The organism is Streptomyces sp. RK9, assembly GCF_045070545.1.
In the GTDB taxonomy this organism is placed as follows: domain Bacteria; phylum Actinomycetota; class Actinomycetes; order Streptomycetales; family Streptomycetaceae; genus Streptomyces; species Streptomyces alboflavus.
This window is the reverse complement of record NZ_CP173703.1, coordinates 1,321,083-1,342,722: the sequence shown is the minus strand read 5'-3', so window position 1 is coordinate 1,342,722 and position 21,640 is coordinate 1,321,083. Positions and strand designations below refer to the sequence as shown.

Annotated in this window: 17 protein-coding genes and 1 tRNA gene; 9 read left to right on the top strand and 9 right to left on the bottom strand. The window is 73.1% G+C overall.

Translation table 11 applies throughout. From position 1 onward, the window contains the following. Complete coding sequence (locus AB6L24_RS05255; protein WP_405652617.1) at window positions 1-735, top strand: cobalt-precorrin-6A reductase; 735 nt, start codon at window positions 1-3, stop codon at window positions 733-735. 28 nt (window positions 736-763) lie between these two features. Here the strand turns inward: AB6L24_RS05255 and AB6L24_RS05250 are convergent, their stop codons facing one another. From AB6L24_RS05250 to AB6L24_RS05240, 3 genes are all read right to left on the bottom strand, one after another. Then, complete coding sequence (locus AB6L24_RS05250; RefSeq protein WP_405652613.1) at window positions 764-2,869, bottom strand: MDR family MFS transporter; 2,106 nt, start codon at window positions 2,867-2,869, stop codon at window positions 764-766. 91 nt (window positions 2,870-2,960) lie between these two features. After that, the gene (gene cobF / locus AB6L24_RS05245) at window positions 2,961-3,746 is read right to left on the bottom strand and encodes a precorrin-6A synthase (deacetylating) (RefSeq protein WP_405652611.1); all 786 of its coding nucleotides are present in this window, start codon (window positions 3,744-3,746) and stop codon (window positions 2,961-2,963) included. 134 nt (window positions 3,747-3,880) lie between these two features. Continuing rightward, window positions 3,881-4,498: a DUF309 domain-containing protein gene (locus AB6L24_RS05240; protein WP_405652609.1), complete on the bottom strand. Its 618-nt coding sequence runs from the start codon at window positions 4,496-4,498 to the stop codon at window positions 3,881-3,883. Between the two features lie 144 nt (window positions 4,499-4,642). Here AB6L24_RS05240 and AB6L24_RS05235 point away from each other — a divergent pair. Continuing rightward, a tRNA-Pro gene (locus AB6L24_RS05235) sits at window positions 4,643-4,716 on the top strand. Window positions 4,717-4,789: 73 nt separating this feature from the next. Here the strand turns inward: AB6L24_RS05235 and AB6L24_RS05230 are convergent. The 3 genes from AB6L24_RS05230 to AB6L24_RS05220 form a co-directional block, all read right to left on the bottom strand. Next, the gene (locus AB6L24_RS05230; protein ID WP_405652607.1) at window positions 4,790-5,074 is read right to left on the bottom strand and encodes a hypothetical protein; all 285 of its coding nucleotides are present in this window, start codon (window positions 5,072-5,074) and stop codon (window positions 4,790-4,792) included. Continuing rightward, window positions 5,067-5,627 (bottom strand): RNA polymerase sigma factor, encoded by a 561-nt coding sequence (locus AB6L24_RS05225; RefSeq protein ID WP_405652605.1) that lies wholly within the window; start codon window positions 5,625-5,627, stop codon window positions 5,067-5,069. Before AB6L24_RS05225 ends, AB6L24_RS05230 begins: the two co-directional genes overlap by 8 nt. 188 nt (window positions 5,628-5,815) lie before the next feature. Next, complete coding sequence (locus AB6L24_RS05220) at window positions 5,816-7,774, bottom strand: BTAD domain-containing putative transcriptional regulator (protein WP_405652603.1); 1,959 nt, start codon at window positions 7,772-7,774, stop codon at window positions 5,816-5,818. Between the two features lie 350 nt (window positions 7,775-8,124). Between AB6L24_RS05220 and AB6L24_RS05215 the strand changes: the two genes are divergently transcribed. The 5 genes from AB6L24_RS05215 to AB6L24_RS05195 all read left to right on the top strand — a co-directional run bounded on the left by AB6L24_RS05215 (window position 8,125) and on the right by AB6L24_RS05195 (window position 15,338). Continuing rightward, window positions 8,125-9,888 (top strand): fatty acyl-AMP ligase, encoded by a 1,764-nt coding sequence (locus AB6L24_RS05215; protein WP_405652601.1) that lies wholly within the window; start codon window positions 8,125-8,127, stop codon window positions 9,886-9,888. Then, window positions 9,885-11,570 (top strand): acyl-CoA dehydrogenase family protein, encoded by a 1,686-nt coding sequence (locus AB6L24_RS05210; RefSeq protein ID WP_405652599.1) that lies wholly within the window; start codon window positions 9,885-9,887, stop codon window positions 11,568-11,570. The genes AB6L24_RS05215 and AB6L24_RS05210 overlap by 4 nt, the downstream gene beginning before the upstream one ends. Further along, window positions 11,567-13,252, top strand: coding sequence for an acyl-CoA dehydrogenase (locus tag AB6L24_RS05205; RefSeq protein WP_405652597.1), 1,686 nt, complete (start codon window positions 11,567-11,569; stop codon window positions 13,250-13,252). The genes AB6L24_RS05210 and AB6L24_RS05205 overlap by 4 nt, the downstream gene beginning before the upstream one ends. A gap of 119 nt (window positions 13,253-13,371) precedes the next feature. Continuing rightward, on the top strand, window positions 13,372-13,656 hold the full coding sequence (locus tag AB6L24_RS05200) for an acyl carrier protein (protein ID WP_405652595.1): 285 nt from the start codon (window positions 13,372-13,374) through the stop codon (window positions 13,654-13,656). Between the two features lie 152 nt (window positions 13,657-13,808). Further along, window positions 13,809-15,338, top strand: a complete 1,530-nt coding sequence (locus tag AB6L24_RS05195) for an aldehyde dehydrogenase family protein (protein ID WP_405652593.1) — start codon at window positions 13,809-13,811, stop codon at window positions 15,336-15,338. 173 nt (window positions 15,339-15,511) lie between these two features. Here AB6L24_RS05195 and AB6L24_RS05190 read toward each other — a convergent pair whose 3' ends face one another. From AB6L24_RS05190 to AB6L24_RS05180, 3 genes are read right to left on the bottom strand one after another with little or no spacing between them, the layout of a single operon-like run. Continuing rightward, on the bottom strand, window positions 15,512-16,336 hold the full coding sequence (locus AB6L24_RS05190) for a DUF4097 family beta strand repeat-containing protein (RefSeq protein ID WP_405652591.1): 825 nt from the start codon (window positions 16,334-16,336) through the stop codon (window positions 15,512-15,514). Window positions 16,337-16,380: 44 nt separating this feature from the next. Next, window positions 16,381-17,052, bottom strand: a complete 672-nt coding sequence (locus AB6L24_RS05185; protein WP_405657045.1) for a response regulator — start codon at window positions 17,050-17,052, stop codon at window positions 16,381-16,383. Window positions 17,053-17,063: 11 nt separating this feature from the next. Then, complete coding sequence (locus AB6L24_RS05180; protein WP_405652589.1) at window positions 17,064-18,248, bottom strand: sensor histidine kinase; 1,185 nt, start codon at window positions 18,246-18,248, stop codon at window positions 17,064-17,066. Window positions 18,249-18,525: 277 nt separating this feature from the next. On the opposite strand from AB6L24_RS05180, the gene AB6L24_RS05175 reads away from it, so the two are divergent. Continuing rightward, a complete protein-coding gene (locus tag AB6L24_RS05175) occupies window positions 18,526-20,748 on the top strand; it encodes an MMPL family transporter (RefSeq protein WP_405652587.1) in 2,223 nt (740 codons plus the stop codon). 84 nt (window positions 20,749-20,832) lie between these two features. Continuing rightward, complete coding sequence (locus AB6L24_RS05170; RefSeq protein ID WP_405652585.1) at window positions 20,833-21,573, top strand: 4'-phosphopantetheinyl transferase family protein; 741 nt, start codon at window positions 20,833-20,835, stop codon at window positions 21,571-21,573. Window positions 21,574-21,640: the final 67 nt, after the last annotated feature.

The following is a 21,640-nucleotide window of genomic DNA, read 5'->3' as shown; positions in this document are numbered from 1 at the left end:
ATGCCCCACGTGCTCGTCCTCGGCGGCACCACCGAGGCCCGCCGCCTCGCCGCCGCCCTCGCCGCCCGGCCGGACACCCGGGTGACCAGCTCGCTCGCGGGCCGCGTCACCCGGCCCGCGGCGCTCGAAGGGGACGTCCGCGTCGGCGGCTTCGGCGGGCCCGACGGCCTCGCGCGCTGGCTGCGGGACCACGGCGTCACCGCGCTCGTCGACGCCACCCACCCCTTCGCCACCGCGATCAGCGCGCACGCCGCGCAGGCCGCGCGGACCACCGGCGTTCCGGCGCTCGCGCTGCGCCGCCCCGGCTGGCGCCCCGGCCCCGGCGACGACTGGCACGACGTCGCCTCCCTGCCGGACGCCGCCGCCGCGCTCCCGGCCCTCGGCCGCCGCGTCTTCCTCACCACCGGCCGCCTCGGCCTCGCCGCCTTCGCCCCGTACGACGCGCTGCACTTCCTCGTCCGCTCCGTGGAGCCCCCCGAGCCGCCGCTGCCCCGCGACGTGCGGATCCTCCTCGACCGCGGCCCGTACACCGTCGACGGCGAGACGGCGCTCCTGCGCGACCACCGCGTCGACGTGCTCGTCACCAAGGACAGCGGCGGCGCGGCGACGGCCGCCAAGCTCACGGCCGCCCGCGCCCTGTCCCTGCCCGTGGTGGTCGTGCGCCGCCCGGAGCCGCCGCCGGGGATGCCGGTGGTGGCCGACGTGGAGAGTGCCCTCGCGCGGCTCGGGGTGTGACGGACCCGGCCCGCGCGGGCGCCGCCCCCTACGCCGACGTCTTCGCCGCCGGGCGGCCCGGCTGCCCCCGGTCGAGGGCGAGCCCGTGCGCCAGGTCCTCCGCGAGGAGGCGCTTCGCGATCGCGTCGACCGCCGCCATCAGCTTCCCGTCGCCCCCGGCCGTGCCCTCCAGGGTGCGGCCGCCGTCCTTCTCCAACTGCTCGCGCAGCCACGCCCCCCACGCGGTGCCGATCACGTCGGCCTCCCGCGCGCCCGCCGCCGTGTGCTGGAACATCGTCCCGGTGCGGGTCAGATAGCCCTCCTCGACCATGCGGTCGAACACGGGCACAAGGACCTCGGGCGGGAGTTGGCGGCGGGCCGCGACGAGGTTCAGATTGGCGTGGCCGACCATCCGGGTGAACAGGGCGACCTGCATCACCGCCCAGGCCCCTGCCATGTCCAGGCGGGTGTCGGACTTCTGGATGATGGCGCGCGCGGTCTGCGGTCCCTTGGCGCGCAGGATGTTGCCGACGGCGAGTTCGAGGACCCGGCCCGAGTCGCCCGGCTGCGGCGACGCGAACCCCTCGCCCATGTCGGACGAGCTCATCCGCGCGCTGTCGCGCAGCTCGACCTGCTTGAGGAACAGCGCCACCACGAACCCGGCGAGCGCGACGGGCACCGTCCACAGGAACACGGTCTGGAGCGTGTCCGCGTACGCCTTGACCAGCGGCGCCGCCGCCGCGCCCGGCAGGTCGTGCAGCCCCTGCGGGCTTTGCGCGGCCTTCGCGACGGCGTCGGGCGGCGCGGCGCCCGTGCGGGAGGCCTCGGCGACCCCGTCCCGCAGGTTCGGGGCGAGCGTGTTGGCGTAGATCGTGCCGAACACGGCCGTGCCGAAGGAGCTGCCCAGCGTGCGGAAGAAGGTGACGCCGGACGTCGCGGTGCCGAGGTCCGCGTAGGCGACGGTGTTCTGCACGGCGATGGTGAGCACCTGCATGCACAGGCCGATCCCGGCGCCGAGCACGAACATGTACAGCGACTCCAGCCACGTACTGGTCTCGCTGCCCATCAGCGACAGCAGGAACAGGCCGAGCGCCATCACCAGGGAGCCCACGATCGGGAAGATGCGGTACGTGCCCGTCTTGCTGACCACGTTGCCGCTGAAGATCGACGCGATGAGCAGGCCGACGACCATCGGCAGCGTCCGCACGCCGGAGATCGTGGCCGAGTCCCCGTCGACGTACTGCAGATACGTCGGCAGGAACGTCATCGCGCCGAGCATCGCGAAGCCGACGATGAAGCTCAGCACGGAGCAGACCGTGAACACGGGGTTCGCGAACAGCCGCATCGGGAGCATGGGTTCCGCCGCGCGCGTCTCCACCCGGCAGAAGCCCGCGAGCGCGAGCAGCCCGCCCGCGAAGAGCCCGATGATGACGCCCGAGCCCCACGCGTACTCGTTGCCGCCCCAGCTCGTCGCCAGGATCAGGGCGCTCGCGCCGACCGCCACCAGGGCGATGCCGAGATAGTCGATGACGGGCCGCGACGCCGACTTCACCACCGGGATCGTGCGGGCCGCCGCCGCGACCACGAGGATCGCGATGGGAACGTTGACGTAGAACGCCCAGCGCCAGGTCAGATGGTCCGTGAACAGACCGCCGAGCAGCGGCCCGATGACCGTGGACACACCGAAGACCGCGCCGATCGCCCCCTGGTACTTGCCGCGCTCCCGCAGCGGGATGACGTCGGCGATCAGCGCCATCGCCGTGACCATCAGACCGCCCGCGCCGATGCCCTGCAGCGCACGCCAGGAGATGAGCAGCGTCATGTTCGTGGCGAGGCCGCACAGGAACGAGCCGGTGATGAAGACGATCGCCGACACCTGGAACACGATCTTGCGTCCGAACAGGTCGCCGAACTTGCCGACGAGCACCGTCGCGACCGTCTCCGCCAGGAGGTACGAGGTCACGACCCACGACATGTGCTCGGCACCGCCGAGGTCCGACACGATCGTCGGCAGCGCGGTCCCCACGATCGTCTGGTCGAGCGCGGCGAGCAGCACCCCCAGCATGATCGTCACGAACACGACATTGCGCCGGCGCTTGTCCAGGACCGGCGGCCCCTGCTCCGCCGCGGCCACGGGCTGATCGGTAACGGTCACAGCCTCACCCTCACACCCGTGCCGAGGGTGTGCATGCGGGGCCGTCCGGTCCGGTGACGGGCCCCCGGCCAGGGGTGGGACCCGGGGGCTGTCAGCCGTCGGTGCGCCTGCGCAGCAGGTAGGTGTCCATGATCCAGCCCTTGCGGGCGCGGGCCTCGGCGCGCAGCCGCTCGATGCGCGGGGCGGCCTCCGGGAGCGGCCCGGACACCAGGATCTCGTCGGGGGTGCCGATGTAGGCGCCCCAGTAGATCTCGACGTCGGTGTGGTCGGGGTGGTCGGCGTACCGCTGGAAGGCCTGCCGGGCGTCCAGCATCACCACCACGTCGTCGACCCCCGCCGGGAAGCCCTCGTCGGCGAGGCGGCGGCCCGTGGTGATCTGGACGGGGCGCGCGACGCGGTTCAGGCCGGTGCGGTGGCGGGCGGCGAGAGCGGAGACGCTGCTGATGCCGGGGACGACGTCGTAGCCGAAGGCCACGGCCCCCCGCCCGAGCACCTCCTCCAGGATCCCGATCGTGCTGTCGTACAGCGCGGGGTCGCCCCACACGAGGAACGCCCCCGTCTGGTCCGCGCCCAGCTCGTCGGCGATGAGCCGTTCGTAGATGTCGGCGCGGCGGCTGCGCCAGTCGTCGACGGCGGGCGAGTAGTCCGCGCCGCCCGCCTTCCGGTCGCGCTCGGGGTCGCGGGCCTCGACGACGCGGTAGGCCCCGTCAGGACGGTGCGCGGCGAGCATGCCCCGGCGCAGCGCCACGAGGTCCGCCTTCTCCTCGCCCTTGCCGAGGATGAAGAACACGTCGGTGTCCCCGAACGCCTTGACCGCCTGCAGGGTCAGCTGATCGGGGTCGCCCGCGCCGATGCCGATGACATGAATCTTTCGCACGGGGCGAGTGTGCCGCACGGGGGTGCGGGGGCCGCCGCCGGGTGCGGGTGTGCTGTCGGATGGGGCCCGCTGTCGGGTGCGGACCGGCTGTCCGGCGGCGCGCGCGCCGCCGGGCGGGGACGGCTGTCGTGTGCTCAGCCCGCGACGCCGCCCGCACCACCGTCGCCCGCACCGCCGTCGCCCGCTGTGCGCTCGCCGCCGTCGTCCACCGTGCGCTCGGCGCCCGCACCACCAGGGCTCAAGGTGGGCGAGCAGGCCGCGGCGTCCGCGAGCTGCCCGTCCCGCTCCACGCGCACGGCCAACTCCCGCGCCCACACCACCAGTTCCGGTACGCCGATCCCGTAGGGCCGCTGCCGTCCCGGCGCCTCCTCGGTCCAGGCCGCGACGGCGCCCGCGCCCCGCCGCAGCAGCCGGGCCCCGCCCGTGGTGTTGCCGCGCGCGGAGTGCGTGAGCCCGACGGCGAGCTGCGCGAGCCCCTTCCACAGGCCGCGTTCCTCGTCGGGGCCCGACTTCCAGGCGTCCTCGAACACCTCGTGCGCGTGGAAGGGCCGCCCGGCGTCGAGCAGCGCCTGCGCCTCGGCGACGGTCTCGCGCGGGGTGCGCACCACACCCTCCGGTTGCCGCTCCACCCCGTCGGACCCGTACGGCAGCGGCCGCCCGAGCCCGTCGCGCGGCCGGGCGTTCCGGGCCCGCCCCTCCGCGTCACGGTCACGGCCTGAGCCCGCGCCGTCCGGTCCAAGTGCGCCAGTCATACGCCGATTCTCCCGCGCCCCGTCCGCGACGGCAGGCCGGGGCACACCCCTCCCGCCCACCGGGACCCATGCGCACCGGACCACCCCGTGGCGTGCGGTAGAGTTCTACCTGCGTGATCACGCGGGGCACCGCGAGGAACGCAACGGGACGTGGCGCAGCTTGGTAGCGCACTTGACTGGGGGTCAAGGGGTCGCAGGTTCAAATCCTGTCGTCCCGACTCGAATGAGTCGTAATGGACAAGGCCGCATCGGATGATTCCGATGCGGCCTTGTCCGTTGTCAGTTCCTCGCCTACCCACTCAGTACGTCGTGTTCGTGTCGGACGACGGACAGCTCGCAGCGACCGTCGGCGCACGAACGCCGCAGGCGGCCGTGGGAAATGGTCTGCAGCAGCCCGATCGTCCAGCACATGGGGCACCCGCGCAGCGCGAGCAGCCCCAGGGGCGCCGGCAACAGGGCGGCCATCCCCACCACGGGGACGAGCAGGACCGAAGCGGCCAGGGCGCCGAACCCCAGCGCGCCGCGTGCCAAGTGCCGGGGCAGCGACGAACTGGCGAAGCTCTTTCCGTCAGCCATGGCCGCCTCCCGGGAGGGGTTCGGGATCTCCCCGCAACGCCTGGCGGACCGTAGCGCGGGCGCGATGCAGCCTGGACTTCATCGCGGCGGTGCTGAGGCCGAGCGCGCCCGCGACCATCCGTCCGCTGTGGCCCTGGACGTCCCGCAGGATCAGCACCCGCCGTTGGTCGGCGGGCAGGGCGGCGATCGCCGCCGCCACCCGGCTCGCCTCCAGGCGCCGCAGCACGTCGTCCTCGAACGACGGCACGGCGGTGTCCGGGACCGGCCCGTGGCTGCGCAGCGTCAGCCGTGCCCGCCGCAGGCATTCATTGCGGACGATGCGGAACATCCACGACGCCAGCGCGCCCGAGGCCCGCAGCATTCCGATCTTGCGGTACAGGACGATCAGGGCTTCCTGCGCGGCATCCTCGGCGTCCTGCGGAGTGGCGCACAACGCGTACGCGAACCGCTGTACGTGCGGATGCGAGCCCTCCACCAGCGCGGCTGTGGCCTCGACGTCGCCGTCCTGCGCCGCCGCGATCAACTGTTCGCCGGGCCACGGGGAGTCAGCCACGCGAACGCCCCTGCCGACGCCGCACCACGAACGTGCAGGCACAGATGAGCGCGGCCCCGACGATGACGGCACCAATGATCACGACAAACCTCCGGTTTCTGTGCCGACGCTGCTGTCCGCACATGCAAGAGAGGCACGAGGACCGCAAAAGGATTCACCCCATGTCGTCGGGCAGCAGCCGTCCCGTCTCACCGTGCCTCGTCCTCGCCCGCCCTCGACCCGGCCGCCAGCTCCTCGGCGACGAGCCGCGTGAGCGCGGTGCAGCGGAACCGTGCCCGGCCCCGCTCGTCGGTCGCCGACGGCACGACGAGCCAGACGTCGGCCAACCGCTCCAACCCCGCCTCGACGACCGGCTCCAGATCAGGGTCCCCGACCAGGTCCCCCGCGCCGAACTCCGGCCCACCGTCCGGCCCTCCGCCCGGCCCGCGCCCCGGTCCGGACTCCGGCTCGAACAGCGCGCCCAGGCGAGGAAGCAGCGCCCGTACGTCCTCCGGCAGCCCGCGCACCACCGCCATCAGCGTGCCGTGCAGGCTCTGCCCGCCGTAGCCCAGCTCGCGCAGGCGGCGCGCCGGGTCGGCGAGGCGGGCCGCGAGGTCGGCGACGGTCCACAGCGGGCGGGCCGCGAGGCGCGCGCCGACCAGGCGTACGGCCAGCGGGAGGCCGTCGCCGTACGCGACGACCTCGCGCGCCGCCGCGGGATCCCCGAGCACCGCCTCCCGGCCGCCGATCGCGGCGAGGAGTTCCACGGCGTCGGCGGTCGCGAGCGGGCCGAGGCACACCGTGTCCTCGTGCGTCACCGTCGGCAGCCTGCGGTCGCCGGTCAGGACGGCGGCCGCGCGAGGGCTGTTCGGGACGAACTGCTCGACGTCCTGCTCCGCGACCACGTCGTCCAGGACGACGAGCAGGCGCAGGCCGTACGACGCGACGCGGTACCGGCGCAGGAGTTCGGCCGCGTCGGCGTCGGGCGGCGGGCGCTCGTCCAGGCCGGTGAGCAGGACGGTGAGGACGTGCTCCGCGCTGTGCGGGGCGCCGTCCGGCGCCGTGGCTCGCGCGAACAGGACGCCGTCCGGGAACAGTTCCGCGCGGGCGTGGGCGGCCCGGACCGCGAGTGCCGTCCGGCCCGAACCGACCGGGCCGGTGATGAGGACGCGGGCGGGGGCGGAGCCGGGGGTGGGTTGCGGGGTGGATGCGGGCGGTGTGTCCGTGCCCGCGGCGGCCTCCTCGGCTCCGGCCGCCGCGGCGATCTTCTGCTCGACGGCGCGGAGTTCGGCCGCGCGGCCGAGGAACGGGTCGATGTTCGGCGGCAGGAGGACCGCCGGGGGTCTCGGCCACGTGGCGGCCGACCCTGGGGGAGCGGGGGACACGGACGGCGTGGTGCGCGACGCACCGGTGGTCCCCGCGGAACCGGTCGTCGTGGCCGCCCCCTCGTCCAGCACCGACTGGTACGCCTCGGACAGCTCGGGGCCCGGGTCCACCCCCAGTTGCTCCGCGAGCAGCCGCCGCCCCTCGTGGTACGTGAGGAGCGCCTTGGCCTGGCGGTTGCTGCGGCCGAGCGCGGTGACGAGCTGGGCACGGAAACGTTCCCGCAGGGGGTGTTCGCGGACCAGGCCCGTCAGTTCGGGCACGAGGCTGGCGTCCGCGCCGAGCGCGAGATCGGCTGTGACCCGCTGCTCGATCGTGGTCAGGTACGCCTCCTCCAGGGGCGGGCGCTCCAGCTCGGCGAGGTGGTCGGTCACGTTCGCGAGCGGGGTGCCGCGCCACAGCCGGAGCGCGGCCGTCAGCTTCGCCGTCGCCGTGCGCGGGTCGCCGCGGCCCCCCGCGCGACGCCCTGCCTCCGCGAGCTCCTCGAACTGGACCAGGTCGAACACCGAGTCCGCGGCGTCGAGTTGATAGCCACGGTGCTGCCGGGTGAGGAGTGCCGTCTCGCCGAGGCTCTTGCGCAGCTTGTGGATGTACGAATGGATCTGCGCGTGCATCGAGGACGGCGGCTCCCACCCCCACAGCCGGGAGCTGAACTGCTCGTACGTCACGGGGCGGCCGCGGGCGAGGAGCAGGGTGGCGAGCACGGTGTGGATCTTCGCGCCGGACAGCGTGACCACGGCGCCGTCCGCGCTCGCCTCGACCGGTCCGAGAATGCGGAATTCCATCGCTTGCGAGCCCCCCTGCTCGTCCTGCTCCCAGCCGTCCGGCGGTCGACTCCTGCCTCCTCCGCGTCGAACGGAAGATCGAGTGTACGGGGCGCCGTCCAGGGGTGATCAGGCCGCGCGGCACCGCCTGAGGCAGGCGCTGCCGAGGCCGCCACGGGAGCCGTGCCGCGCCGCGTTCAGAAGCCGTGCCGCACCGCTTATAGAAACCGCATAGAGCGGATCGGTGTGCTGTGCGTGACGGGAGGGACGGGGGCCGCCCGCGAGGGCCGCGCCCCCGACTGCCCGTGCCCACCGCCGTCCTGACGGTGACCAGCGGCTCCTCGACCCCTTGACTCAGGAGTACACGAAGCATGGTGGACCTTCTCGGTGCGACCAGCGTGTCCGAGGTCTTCGCACGGCACGCACACGAGATCGGCGACCGGCAGGCCGTCGTGATCGTCAGCGACCCCACGGACCCCGCATCCGCCCAGCGGCTCACGTTCGCCGAACTCGACCGGGCGGCCCGCGTGTTCGCGCGCGACCTGCGCGAGGTGTGCCCGGTGGGCGCCCGCGTCCTGCTGCTCCAGCCGACCTCGGCCGAGTTCGTCGCGGCCGTCCTCGGCTGCCTCTACGCGGGCCTGGTCGCGGTGCCGTCCTCGATGCCCGGGCGCTACCAGCAGGACCAGCGCCGGGTGCGCGGCATCGCCCACGACGCCGACATCGGCTGCGTGTTGACCGCCCCCGACGAGCGCGACGACGTCCTGGCGTGGAGCGAGGAGCAGGGCATCACCGCGCCGGTCCTCTCCCCGAGCATCGACCTCGCCCGCCGCGCCGACGACTTCACCGTCCACGCCGCCGACCGCGAGGCCGTCGCCGTCCTCCAGTACACCTCCGGCTCGACGAACGACCCCAAGGGCAGCGTCGTCACGCACGGCAACCTGCTCGCGAACGCGGCGACCACGGACGCGGCGTTCCCGCTCGCCGAGGGCGAGACGTTCGGCGGCTGGCTGCCGAACTACCACGACATGGGCCTGATGGGACTGATCCTGTCCCCGCTGCTCGCCGGGCACGGCACCGTCCTGATGCGGCCCGCCGCCTTCCTGCGGCGCCCGAGGGCCTGGCTGGAGCTGATCGAGAACTTCGACATCGCCGTCTCGGCCGCGCCGAACTTCGCGTACGAACTCTGCGTCACCCGCGTCGCCGAGAAGGACGTGGCGGGCCTCGACCTGTCCCGCTGGAAGTACGCCGTCAGCGGCTCGGAGCCGGTCAAGGCCAGCGTCCTCGACGACTTCGCCGCGCGGTTCGCGCCCGCCGGGTTCCGGCCCGAGCACTTCGCGCCGTGCTTCGGCATGGCGGAGGCGACCCTGCTCGTCTCCAGCTCCCCGCTGCGCACCCCGGTCGTCCTGCGCTGCGACCCCGGCGCCCTGGAGCGCGGCCGCCTCGAACCGGCCGCCGACGGCCCGGCCCGCACCCTGGTGAGCTGCGGCGCGCTGCTCGACATCGAGGCGAGGATCGTCGACCCGGCCACCCTGGAGGAGCTGCCGCCGGGGCAGATCGGCGAGCTGTGGCTGCGCGGCGACTCGGTCGTGCGCGGCTACTGGCGCAACGACGAGGTGACCGGCGCGACCTTCGGGCAACGGCTCGGCGACGAGGGCGGGTTCCTGCGCACCGGGGACCTCGGCGTGCTCGTCGCCGGGGAGCTGTACATCACCGGACGCATCAAGGAAATGATGATCATCCGGGGCCGCAACGTCTACCCGCACGACATCGAGCACGAACTGCGCCTGCACCACGAGCCGTTGCGCGACACCGTCGGATCCGTGGTGTCCGTGCCCGCGGACGACAGCGACGACGGGCAGCTCGTGGTCATCCACGAGGTCCGCCGCCGCGCCCCGGACGACGAACTGGCCGCGCTCGCCGGGCGGATGCGCAACACCGTGTCCCGCGAGTTCGGTCTGCGCGCCCACGCGGTGCTCCTCATGCGGCGCGGCGGGGTGCGGCGCACCACGAGCGGGAAGGTCCAGCGGTCCGCGATGCGCGCGCTCTACCTCGAGGGCGCGCTGCAACCGCTGTGGTCCGACGGTTACAAGCAGCGGGCCGAGCCGGCCGTATCCGCGACAGGAGAGCTGAGTTGAGTACATCCGGTCTCGCCGCCGAGGTCGACCTCTGGTCACGGCCCGGCGGCCCCTTCGACCCCGCGCTGCTCGCCGCGCACGACGAGGCCGAGACGTTCCCGGCCCAGGCCTGCGCGGCCCTCGACCAGTGGGGACTGCCCGACCACTACGTGCCCGGCCGGCACGGCGGCCGCCTGGAGCGCCTCGACGAGGTGCACGCCCTGCTGCGCACCGTCGCGGCCCGCGACCTGACCGTCGCCGTCGCGCACGGCAAGACCTTCCTCGGCACCGCGTCGGTGTGGGCCGCGGGCGACAGCGCGGCGGCGGCCACGCTCGCCCGGCACGTCCTCGCGGGCGAGCCCGTCGCCTGGGGGCTGACCGAGCCGGACCGGGGCAGCGACCTGCTCTCCGGCGAGGTCACCGCGGTCAGGGACGGCTCCGGCTGGCGCCTGACCGGCCGCAAGTGGCCCGTGAACAACGCCACCCGCGGCCGCTTCGTCTGCGTCCTCGCCCGCACCGAGCCCGACGGCGGACCGCGCGGCTTCAGCGTCTTCCTGGTCGACAAGGACGCCACGCCCCGCGGCACCGTGCGCCACCTGCCGAAGGTGCCCACGCACGGCATCCGCAGCGCCGACATCAGCGGCGTGGAGTTCCGGGACGCCCGCGTGCCCGCCCACGCCCTCATCGGCACCGTCGGCGGCGGCCTCGAACTCGTCCTGAAGTCGCTCCAGTTGACCCGCGTGGCCTGCGTGGCGCTGTCCCTCGGCGCGGGCGACCACGCCCTGGAGATCGGCCGGAACTTCCTGGCCGAGCGCAGGCTGCACGGCAGGCGCCTGGCCGACCTGCCGCACGCCCGCGCCGTCGCGGGCCGGGCCGTGGCCCGGCAACTGCTCGCCGAGGCCGTCTCGTTCACCGCGGCCCGCGCCGCCCACGAGGTGCCCGAAGAGCTGAGCGCCGTGTCCGCGATCGCCAAGGCGCTCGTCCCGACCCTCGTGCAGGGCCAGCTCCGCCTCGTCGGCGAACTGCTCGGCGCCCGCTCCTTCCTGACCGGCGTCGACGGCTACGGCGGCTTCGCCAAGATCGAGCGGGACCACCAGGTCGTCGGCATCTTCGACGGCAGCACCTGGGTCAACCGCAGCTCCCTCGCGACCAGCCTGCCCGCCCTGCGTCCCGGCCGCCGCCCGCGCCCGGACACCGGCCGCCCCGTCCGGGAGTGGCTGCACGCGGACCACGAGCCCGCCGCCCTCGACCTGACCCGCCTCGGCGTGATGCCGCGCCGCGACTCGGTCCTCGGCGCCCTCGGCGAACACGTCGCCGCCGTCACGGCCGAGCCGCCCGGCGGCGCCGACCGCCTCGCCGCCCGGCTGCTCGACGCCCACGGCGAGCTCGGCACCCGCATCGCCGCGGTCCGGCCCGCCGCCGGACTGCCCGCGACGGCGACGATGCGGCTCGCGGAGCACTACGAATGGTGCTTCGCCGGAGCCGCCGCCCTCGCCGTCTGGGTCGCCAACCCGCAGGCCCACGACCGCCCCGCGTGGCGCGACGGACTGTGGCTGCGCGGCGCGCTCGCCCTGGTCCTCGAAGGCCTCGGCCACCGGACCCCGGAGGCGAACACCGTCTTCGATGCACTCGGCCGCCTGCTGCTCAGCGACGACGGCGCCCGTATCTCCCTGTTCGGCACGCCGCTGGAGGTGTCCGCATGAGTGACGTCCACGCACGCATGGAAGCGCTCGAGGAACGCCTCGGCGACCCGTTCGACGCCGCGAACGGCGCCGGTTTCGCCGCCGTCCTGACCGCCGACGAACGCGAGGAGGTCCCGGTCGGCGGTGCGAGCGCCCTCGACGAGTTCGGGATCCTCTCCGAATTCGTGCCCGGCGCGCTCGGCGGCCGCCTCGAACGCGTCGACCACCTCGTCGAGCTGATGCGGTCCGTCTACCGGCGCGACCCGAGCCTCGGCCTCGGCCACTGCTCCAGCTCCCTGCTCGGCGCGGTCAACGTCTGGACCGCCGGATCGCCCGAGCAGCGGCGCGACACGGCCGAGCTGCTGCTCGCGGGCAACAAGGTCTCCTGCGCGTTCCACGAGCTCGCGCACGGCAACGACATCGGCTCCGTCGAGTTCGCGGCCACGCCCGCTGACGGCCGCCTCGTCCTGAACGGCCGCAAGGAGTCCATCACCAACCTGGACCGGGCCGACGCCATGGTGTTCCTGGCCCGCACCGACCCCTCCGGCGGCCCCCGCTCCTGCTCGCAGCTGCTCGTGCCGACGGCCGGGCTCGACCGGGACCGGGTGCGGTTCCTGCCGCGGTTCCGGTCCGTCGGGATGCGCGGCGTGCGCCTCGGCGGCATCGAGGTGGACTCCTTCACCGTCGACGAGGACGCGCTGCTCGGCGCCCTGGGCACCGGCCTGGAGACGGCCAACCGCGCCTTCCAGCTGACCCGGATCGCCATGCCCGCGATGAGCACGGCGATGCTCGACACCGGCCTTCGCGTCACCCTGCACCACGTACGCGAGCGCCGTCTCTACGGCCGCGACGCCGCGTCCATCCCGATGGTCCGCACCACCCTGGCCAACACCTTCGCCGACCTGCTCCTGTGCGAGGCGTTCGGGACCGTCGCCGCCCGGTCGCTGCACGCCCTGCCGGAGTCCGGCAGCGCGTACGCGCCCGCGGTGAAGTACCTGATCGCCGGGGTGACGCTCGACGCGTTCGAGCAGCTGTCGCTGGTGATGGGCTCCGAGTTCTACCGCCGCGACGGGCAGCACGGGGTGTTCCAGAAGATGGCGCGGGACATCAAGCCGGTCGGCTTCGGGCACATCGCCCGCGCTGCCTGCCTGTCCGCCGTGCTGCCGCAACTTCCGGTGCTTGCCCGCCGTTCGTGGCGGGACGCGGCCCCCGCCCCGGCCGCCCTCTTCGTCCCCGACGCCGAGCTGCCGCCGCTCGACCTGCCGGGCCTGCGCGTCACCGCGGGCGGCAAGGACGGCCTCGTGATGGCGCTCAACGCCGCCCTCGACGACGACGTCCCCGCGCCGCTGCGGCCCCTGATCGAGCGTCAGATCCAGGGGATGCGCGAACTCACCGAGGCCTGCGCCGGCCTGAAGCCGCGTGACCTGTCCATCGCCGCCACCGTCGAGGTCCGCGACCTCGCCGCCCGGTACACCACGGCCCTCGCCGCCGCCGCGTGCGTCGGGGTGTGGCGGCACGCGCCCGGCGACGACTTCCTGGCCCGCCCGGACTGGCTCGTCGCCGCCCTGACCCGCCTGGAGGGCGTCGCCGCCGGACAACCCGAGGACGTACCGGCCGACGTCGAGGGCGCCCTCGTCGACGAACTCCTCAGCCGCGACGACCGCACGGTGAGCTTCGGCCTCTCCGCACGGCAGTACCGCTGACAGGACCGTTCGCCACCCAGCCGACCCGACGCCCGTCCGTTCACGACCATTTCCGCAGGTGCGGCAGTCAACGCCTGCGGCAAGCGACATGTGCACCACGTGACTTGAGGAGCAATCAGATGGAGAACACCGCTTCCGACACGCTCACCCTCGACGAGCTGGAGCGCTGGCTCGTCGACCGGGTCGGCGAGTACGTCCCCGACCTCGACGCGCCGGTCGACCCGCAGCAGGAGCTGGGGGAGTACGGCCTCGACTCCGTCGCGGTGGTCGCCTTCGCCGCCGACGTGGAGGACTGGCTGGGCATCCAGGTCGAGCCGACGGCCGTGTGGGACCACCCGACGGTCGCGCGCCTCGCCACCTATCTGCTGGCCGAGCGGGAGCAGCAGCGGGCGGCCACCGCCTGAGGCGATCTCCCTTGTTGTCACGATCTTCGGCAAAAGTTGTGACATCGAAATCAAGATGACGAAGGGTCCGTTGACACGGCTTTCCGGCCGTGTGCCGCCACGCGCGTGCCTGTGCGTGGCGGCATTCACACGTGAAGAGAGGGCTGGCCGAGATGGCTGAGTCGAAGAGTTCCACGACCGCGCGGCAGACCGTGTCGCGCAACCCCGCCGACCTGGGGGACGTCGTCGCGGAGCGGACGCTGGGCGACGCGGACGGCATCGTCGCCGCCGCCCGGGCCGCCCACGGCGCGCGCACCGCGTGGGCGGCGCTGCCCGCGCCGCTGCGGGGCCGGATCGCGCAGAACGTGGGGCGGCTCGTGGCCGAGAACAAGGAGGCGCTGGCCGCGCTGATCACCCGCGAGGTCGGCAAGCCCTACGGCGAGGCCCTGGGCGAGGTGCAGGAGGTGATCGACACCTGCGACTTCTTCCTGGGCGAGGGGCGGCGCCTGTACGGCCAGACCGTGCCCAGCGAGATGCCCGACAAGCAGCTGTTCACCTACCGCAAGCCGCTCGGCACCGCCGTGATCGTCACGGCGGCGAACTTCCCGGCCGCCGTGCCCGCCTGGTACCTCGTCCCCGCGCTCCTGTGCGGCAACACCGTCGTGTGGAAGCCCTCGGAGTCCGCGGTCGCCGTCGCGGAGGCCCTCGCGGCGCTGTTCACCGCGGGCGGCGTCCCCGAGGACGTGCTGCGTCTCGTGCACGCCGACGGCGACGCCACGTACGCGGGCCTGGAGCGAGCCCTGGAGGAAGGGCTCGTCCAGAAGATCGGCTTCACCGGGTCGACGGCCGCGGGCCGCAGGGTGAGCGAGCTGGCCGGGCGCCATCTGCAGTCGCCCTGCCTGGAGCTCGGCGGCAAGAACCCGCTCGTCGTCACCGACGACGCCGACCTCGAACTCGCCGTCCAGGGCGCCGTGTTCAGCGGTTTCGCGACCGCCGGGCAGCGCTGCACGTCGCTCGGCACGGCGATCGTCCACCGCGACGTGCACGACGAGTTCCTGCGCCGCTTCAGCGCGGCCGTGGCGGACCTGACCGTCGGCGACCCGCGGCGCGACGAGGTGTTCTACGGCCCGCTCATCGGCGAGCGGTACCTGGAGAACTTCCTCGGCTCCCTGGACCTCGTCCGCCCCCACCACACCCTGTCGGGCTCCACCGCCACCGGCCGCATCACCTCCGGGAGCCCGCGCAAGGGCTTCGTCGGCGACCCCGACGCGGGCGTCTTCGCGCACCCGGCGATCGTGGCCGGGGTGCGCCCCGACGACGAGCTGTACCGCACCGAGACGTTCGGCCCGCTCGTGTCCGTGATGGCGTACGACACCTTCGACGAGGCCGTCGACCTCGCCAACGGCCACGGGTACGGCCTGTCGGCCGCGATCTACACCGGCTCCGCGCGGACGGCGTTCTCCTTCCGGGAGCGCTGCACGGCGGGCATGGTCAGCGTGAACAACTCCACCGTCGGCGCCGAGGCGCACCTGCCCTTCGGCGGCAACGGCCTGTCCGGCAACGGCAGCCGCCAGTCGGGCATCTGGGTCATCGACCAGTTCACGTCGTGGCAGTCGGTGAACTGGGACTACGCGGGCACGCTCCAGCGCGCGCAGATGGACGTCCAGGACATCGAGGCGGACCTCGGGTTCCGGCTGTCCTGACGCGGCTGCCCCGGCCCGACGCCCCGCGCGCGTACCGCGGGAAACGGGCGAAGGACGCCTCCGACCACGGTGTCGGAGGCGTCCTTCGTGTGGCCTGCGGCGCGGGGGGTGCCGCGGGCCCGGGCGCCGCCGCCGGGCGGGGGTCCCGGCGGCGGCGAGGTCTTCCCGGCGCGTCAGTCGCCGCGCACGGTCACGTCGCCGATCTTCGTGCGGGCCTCCACCGGCGTGCCGGACGAGGAGTCCCGGTCGATGTCCACCTTCCGGTCGCCGATCTTGGTGAAGGCGTTCACGTCGTACGGCCCCGAGTCCTTGGGCAGGTGCAGCTCCACGTCGCCCATCTTGCTGACGGCCTTCAGCTTCTCGAACGGCTCGATGTCCTCGAAGCGGATGTCGCCCAGCTTCGACGTGGCCTCGGCGGAGTCGAAGTCGACGTGCTTGAAGGTGACCGCGCCGGTCTTGCTGAAGCCGACGAGCCGGGCACCGGTGATGTGCTCCAGGCGGACACCGCCGATCTTCGTGCGGGCCTCCACCGAGCCCCGTACGCCCTTCACGGACACGTCACCGAGGCGCGTCTGGACCTTGACGCGGGTGCCGGCCGGCACCGTCAGGCGGTAGTCGGAGCCGCACTTGCCCATGCCCTCCCCGCAGTCGGTGCTGACGCGCAGCGTGTCGCCGTCCTGCTCGATCTTCTCGTCGGGCGAGCGCAGCGACTTCGTCAGCTTCTTGTGCAGCTCCGGCTTCTCGCCCTGCCCGGCCACGTCGATCTCGACGTCACCGCTGTCGATGTCGACCACCACGTTCCTGGTCGACCTGTCGATCGCGGCGGTGCCGGTGTCGGTGCGGGTGACCAGGAACAGCAGCAGGTACCAGGCGGCACCGCCGACGAGCGTGATGCCGGTGAGGATCGCGACGATGCGGATGACGCGCCGCACGACGGAGCGCCGGGGGCGGCCCGCGGGGCTCGGCGCGGAGCCGGTCGAGGTGAGGGTCTCGTACATGTCCAACTCCGGTCTTCTGTGGTCGGCTCGGCTCGGTGACACGCTCACTCCGGTGATCTGCGAGTGTCGGCGAGGGAGTCGAGGTACTGCAGGACGGCGAGGACGCGGCGGTGCCCCTGGTCGTCGGGGAGCAGGTCGAGCTTGGTGAAGATGGAGCGGATGTGCTTCTCCACGGCGCGTTCGGTGATGAACAGGCGCTCCGCCAGGCCGCCGTTGTTCAGCCCCTCGGCCATCAGCGCGAGGACCTCCCGCTCGCGCGCCGTGAGCGGCGCGAGACCGTCCTGCTTCTGCGTGCCCGCGAGGACCTGGCTGACCACCTCGGCGTCCAGGGCCGTGCCGCCCTCGGCGACGCGGTGCAGGGTCGCCACGAACTCGTCGACGTCGGCGACCCGGTCCTTCAGGAGATAGCCGAGCCCCACGCTGCCGTTGGCCAGCAGCTTGGAGGCGTACCTCGCCTCCACGTACTGCGACAGGACGAGGACGGGCTGGCGGGGGTCGCCCGCGCGGATCGTCAGGGCCGCGCGCAGCCCCTCGTCGGTGTGGGTGGGCGGCATCCGCACGTCCACCAGGCACAGGTCCGGCGCGACGTCGGCGACCAGGGCGAGCAGCTCGTCGGCGTCCCCAGCCTGCCCCACGACGTCGATGTCCTCGTCCATGAGCAGCTTGGCGAGGCCGCTGCGCAACAGGACGGAGTCTTCCGCGATGACAACGCGCAACATGGTGATGCTCAGGCCTTCCAGGGAAGCGTGACGTCGACGACGGTGGGGCCGCCGGCCGGGCTGGAGAGAGTCAGGTGGCCGTCGACCGCGTGGATCCGGTCCCGCAGCCCGCGGATGCCCGATCCCCGGTCGGCGTCGGCGCCGCCGATCCCGTCGTCGGTGACGAGCAGGCGCAGCAGGTTCTCCTCGCGGAAGACCCGCACCGCCGCCCGGTTCGCCGCGGCGTGCTTGGCGACGTTGGTGAGCAGTTCGGACACCACGTAGTACGCGACCGCCTCGGCCCGCGGCGTGGGGCGCTCGGCGAGGCCGATGGAGAGCGTGACGGGGACCGGGCTGCGGGCCACGATCGTGGTGAGAGCCGGTTCGATGCCCTGCTCGGTGAGGATGGAGGGGTGCAGGCCGCGGGTGACGTCCCGCAGCTCCTGCATGGCGGCCTTGGCCTCCTCGTGCGCGGCCATCAGCAGCTGCCGTGCCTTCTTCGGGTCCCGGTCGAAGCGGGACTTGGCCCGGCCGAGGCTCATGGCGACCGAGAGCAGCCGCTGCTGCGCCCCGTCGTGCAGATCGCGCTCGATGCGCTGGCGCTCCACCTCGGCCGCGTCGACCATCCGCGAGCGGCTGTCCTCCAGGTCCAGCATGCGGCGGACGAGATGGTCGACCTGGTTGGCGCCGAGCATCCGGGCGACCATGGCGGACTCCGTCCTGGCGAGCGGCCCGCTGAGCCAGAGCCCGGCGGCGAGCAGGGCGAGCCCGATGGCGAGGCCGAGGACCATCCCGGCGACGGTCGAGGGGTCCACGCCGAGCAGCGAGGCGCCGCCCGGCAGGAACCAGCCGAGCACGGGGAGCAGCGCGAGCAGCAGCCCCGCCGCGAGCAGCCCCACCACCAGGCCGCCGACGCCGAGCCCCCACATCGTCATGACCGCAGTGAAGCCGAGCTCGCGCCAGGCCCGGCGCCCGAAGAGCCGCTCCAGACGGCCCTTCCAGCCGCCGCCGGACTGCGCGAGCGGCATGTCGATGTCCAACTCCTGGAGGAAGTACAGGCGTTCGCGGTCGACCCGGGCGATCCACCCGGCCAGCTTCATGGCCAGGGGCAGCAGCGGCAGACCGAGAAGCAGCAGCGGCGTGAGGCCGGCGCCCAGCGTGAACAGGATGATCGGCACGCAGTACAGCGGCGTCATCGCCAGTGTCGTCAGCAACTGCAACAGGTCGTTCCGGGTGTCCCGACCGAGCGGTCCCCGTGCGACGCGATACAAGGCCGCACGAATCCGCGGTGGTCTCAGCCTCACGGCGCCCCTCCGGTCTCCAACTCGACTACCAGGGATCTTAGGCAGCGACTCGCCTGTTCTCCGAGCGTGCAGGCGCTTCCTTCCCCGGTGGTGGCAGCACTACCGGTCGATGGGTGGCTGCACGCCTGACCGTGCGGGGGGCCGCTGCGTAGCTTCACTGCGTACCCCCTGACGAGGAGCTTTGACGATGTCAGTGACCGAGGAATCCCAGCAGAGGGACGCCGCGCGCCAGCGCAACGCCCCACCGGGGATCGCCCCGCCGCGCGGAGTCGTGGAACGCACGGCCGCCTGGAGCATGGCCCACCGCAAGACGACGCTGCTGCTGTGGGTCCTCGCGGTGATCCTCGCGTACGGGGCCAGCATGGTCACCGGTGTGCAGGACCAGGAGGACGCCGACAGCCTGACCGGTCAGGCCGCCGTCGCCGAACGCATGCTGGACGACGCGGACTTCGCCGACGAGGGCGTCGAGCGCGTGCTGATCCAGGCGCGCTCCGGCAAGCTCTCCGACGCCACCGCCGAGTCCGTGGTGAAGTCGCTGCGCACGCGCTACGCCGACGTGAAGGACGTGGCGAGCGTCGGCGACCCGGTCACCGCGAAGGACGGGCGCAGCGTGCTGCTCCCGGTCACCCTCGACCTCGGCACCGGCGACGACAAGAAGAAGCCCAAGGCCGTCGTCGGCCCCATGCTGAAGGCCACCGAGGCGGAGCAGAAGGCCCACGGCGACCTGCGCGTGGAGCAGCTCGGAAAGGGTTCGGTCACCAAGGAGTTGAGCGCCAAGCTGGGCGCCGACTTCCAGCGGGCCGAGTTCATCAGCCTGCCGCTGACCCTGGTGATCCTCCTGGTCGCCTTCGGAGCGCTGCTCGCCGCGGGTCTGCCGGTGCTGCTCGGCATCACCGCGGTGGTGTTCGCCATGGGCCTGGCCGGGATCACCTCGCTGGTGGTCCCCGTGAACGAGAACCAGGCCAGCCTGATCCTGCTCATGGGGCTCGCCGTCGGCGTCGACTACTCGCTCTTCTACATCCGGCGCCGCCGCGAGGAGCGGGCCCTCGGCAAGTCGCCCGAGGCGGCGCTGCGGATCGCCGTGGCGACGTCGGGGCGCGCCGTGCTCGTCTCCGGCCTGACCGTGGCCATCGCGATGGCCGGAATGTTCCTCTCCGGCAGCATGCTGTTCTCCTCGCTGGCCCTCGGCACCGTCCTGGTCGTCCTGGTGGCGGTCCTCGGCTCGCTGACGGCGCTGCCCGCGGCGCTCGCCGGGCTCGGCGACAAGATCGACCGGCCGCGGATCCCGCTGCTGTGGCGGCGTACCAACGTCGGCAAGGAGAGCAAGCTGTGGGGGGCCGTCCTGCGCCCCGTCCTGAAGGCGCCCGGAGCGTCCCTGGCCGTCGGCCTGGTCGCGATGCTCGCGCTCGCCGCGCCCGCGCTCGACATGAAGCTGAAGATGCCCGGCGACGAGGACCTGCCGCGCTCCTACGAGGTCATGCAGACCTATGACCGCGTGGTCGAGGCCTTCCCCAGCGAGGGCACGTCGCACGCCGTGGCCGTGCAGGCCGACAAGGCCCGGTCCGGCGAGGTGAAGGAGCTCCTGACCGGGCTGCACGCCAAGGCCATGGCGACGGGCCGGTTCGCCGACGCGGACGAGCCGGACCTCTCGGTGTCGAAGGACGGCCGGGTCTCCCGCCTCGAACTGCACGTCAAGGGCGACGCCGGCGGCAAGCAGGCCAAGGACACGCTGGAGCTGCTGCGTTCGGACCTGGCGCCGGCGGCGCTGAAGGGCGCGGACGTCGACAAGTGGGCCGTGGGCGGCGCCACCGCCTTCTCCACGGACTTCTCCAAGACGCTCAAGGACCGGCTGCCGATGGTGATCGGCTTCGTGATGCTGCTCTGCCTGGGGATCATGCTGCTCGCGTTCCGCTCCGTGGCGCTCGCGCTGCTCACCGGCGTCCTCAACGTCCTTTCCGTGACGGCCTCCTACGGCGTGCTCGTCCTCGTCTTCCAGCACGAGTGGGCCGAAAACGTCCTGGGCTTTGACTCAAATGGAGCGGTCGTTTCCTGGCTGCCGCTTATCCTGTTCGTAGTTCTTTACGGCCTGTCGATGGACTACCACGTCTTCGTTCTGAGCCGGATTCGTGAGGGTGTCAGCCGGGGGGGCTCTGCACATGAGGCGATTAGGCACGGCATTCTCACCTCCGCCGGTGTGGTCACCACAGCCGCTGTGATCATGGTCGCGGTGTTCGCGGTCTTCGCGACGCTCTCGACCCTGGAAATGAAGCAGTTGGGCGTGGGGCTGGCCGTCGCCATCCTTCTCGACGCCACCTTGATCCGCGGTGTGCTGCTGCCCGCCGCGCTCAAACTGCTGGGCTCGAAGGCGTGGCGCGCGCCGCGCACCGTCCCGGCCGCCTCCCACGACTGATCGGCCCGCGCGAGGGAGGGCCGGGTCCTGCCCGGTCCTTCCCTCCGTGTGCCCGGCGGCCAGCGAACTAAGGAGATCAGGTAGATGGGTGGGTGGGCCGCGGTTCCTTCCGGTCTGGTCGTGCGGTCGGGCGAACTCCATGTGTTCCGGGTCGGCCTGGAGCCGGCGCGTCAGGCCATCGCCGAGGCGCTGGAACTGGTCACCGACGCCGAGCGCGCGACCGCCGAGGCGTTCGGCCGCTCCGGGGACGGCTGGGCCTTCCTCAGCGCCCGGGCCACGACCCGCAGGGTGCTGGGCTGGGTGCTCGGGCGGGGCCCCAAGAGCGTGGAGTTCTGCCGCACGGAGCACGGGCGTCTCGCCCTCGTCGACCACGAGGTGTGCTTCAGCTCCGCGTACGTCGGCGACCAGCAGCTCGTCGCCGTCTCACTGATCAGCGAGGTCGGCGTCGACATCCAGGACGGCGACGTGGCCTACGGCGAGAATCTGCACCTGGCCCTGACGGACTGGGAGCAGCGGCTGCTGCGCAGGCTGTCCCCGGACGCCCGGCAGATGTTCTTCCTGAGCCTGTGGACCCGCAAGGAGGCGGTGCTGCGGGCGGCGGGCTACGGCCTGAGGGTGCCGCCGGACGAGGTGGACGTGCTCGTCGAGGACGGCGCGGGCGCCGTGGCGGTGCCGCTGCCCGACGGTTCCGGCATGACCGAGGTGCAGGTCCGCGACCTGCCCAGCGGCCGCGGCACGGTGGCCGCCGTCGCGGCCGCCGGACCCGTGACCGCCCTGCACACCTGGACGTTCAACCCGACTTTCCACGAGGCGCACTCGTACTGAGACCCGCCGGGCCCCGGCCGGGACCACCGAGGTCCCGGCCGTGCCCCCGCGATCCCGCCGGGACCGC

Bases quoted from the DNA above. Each gene is read 5' to 3' on its own strand.
- AB6L24_RS05240 (WP_405652609.1), bottom strand. From the start codon at position 4,498: ATGACTGGCGCACTTGGACCGGACGGCGCGGGCTCAGGCCGTGACCGT.
- AB6L24_RS05215 (WP_405652601.1), top strand. From the start codon at position 8,125: ATGGTGGACCTTCTCGGTGCGACCAGCGTGTCCGAGGTCTTCGCACGG.
- AB6L24_RS05175 (WP_405652587.1), top strand. From the start codon at position 18,526: ATGTCAGTGACCGAGGAATCCCAGCAGAGGGACGCCGCGCGCCAGCGC.
- AB6L24_RS05170 (WP_405652585.1), top strand. From the start codon at position 20,833: ATGGGTGGGTGGGCCGCGGTTCCTTCCGGTCTGGTCGTGCGGTCGGGC.
- AB6L24_RS05255 (WP_405652617.1), top strand. From the start codon at position 1: ATGCCCCACGTGCTCGTCCTCGGCGGCACCACCGAGGCCCGCCGCCTC.
- AB6L24_RS05220 (WP_405652603.1), bottom strand. From the start codon at position 7,774: ATGGAATTCCGCATTCTCGGACCGGTCGAGGCGAGCGCGGACGGCGCC.
- AB6L24_RS05230 (WP_405652607.1), bottom strand. From the start codon at position 5,074: ATGGCTGACGGAAAGAGCTTCGCCAGTTCGTCGCTGCCCCGGCACTTG.
- AB6L24_RS05195 (WP_405652593.1), top strand. From the start codon at position 13,809: ATGGCTGAGTCGAAGAGTTCCACGACCGCGCGGCAGACCGTGTCGCGC.
- AB6L24_RS05190 (WP_405652591.1), bottom strand. From the start codon at position 16,336: ATGTACGAGACCCTCACCTCGACCGGCTCCGCGCCGAGCCCCGCGGGC.
- AB6L24_RS05205 (WP_405652597.1), top strand. From the start codon at position 11,567: ATGAGTGACGTCCACGCACGCATGGAAGCGCTCGAGGAACGCCTCGGC.
- AB6L24_RS05200 (WP_405652595.1), top strand. From the start codon at position 13,372: ATGGAGAACACCGCTTCCGACACGCTCACCCTCGACGAGCTGGAGCGC.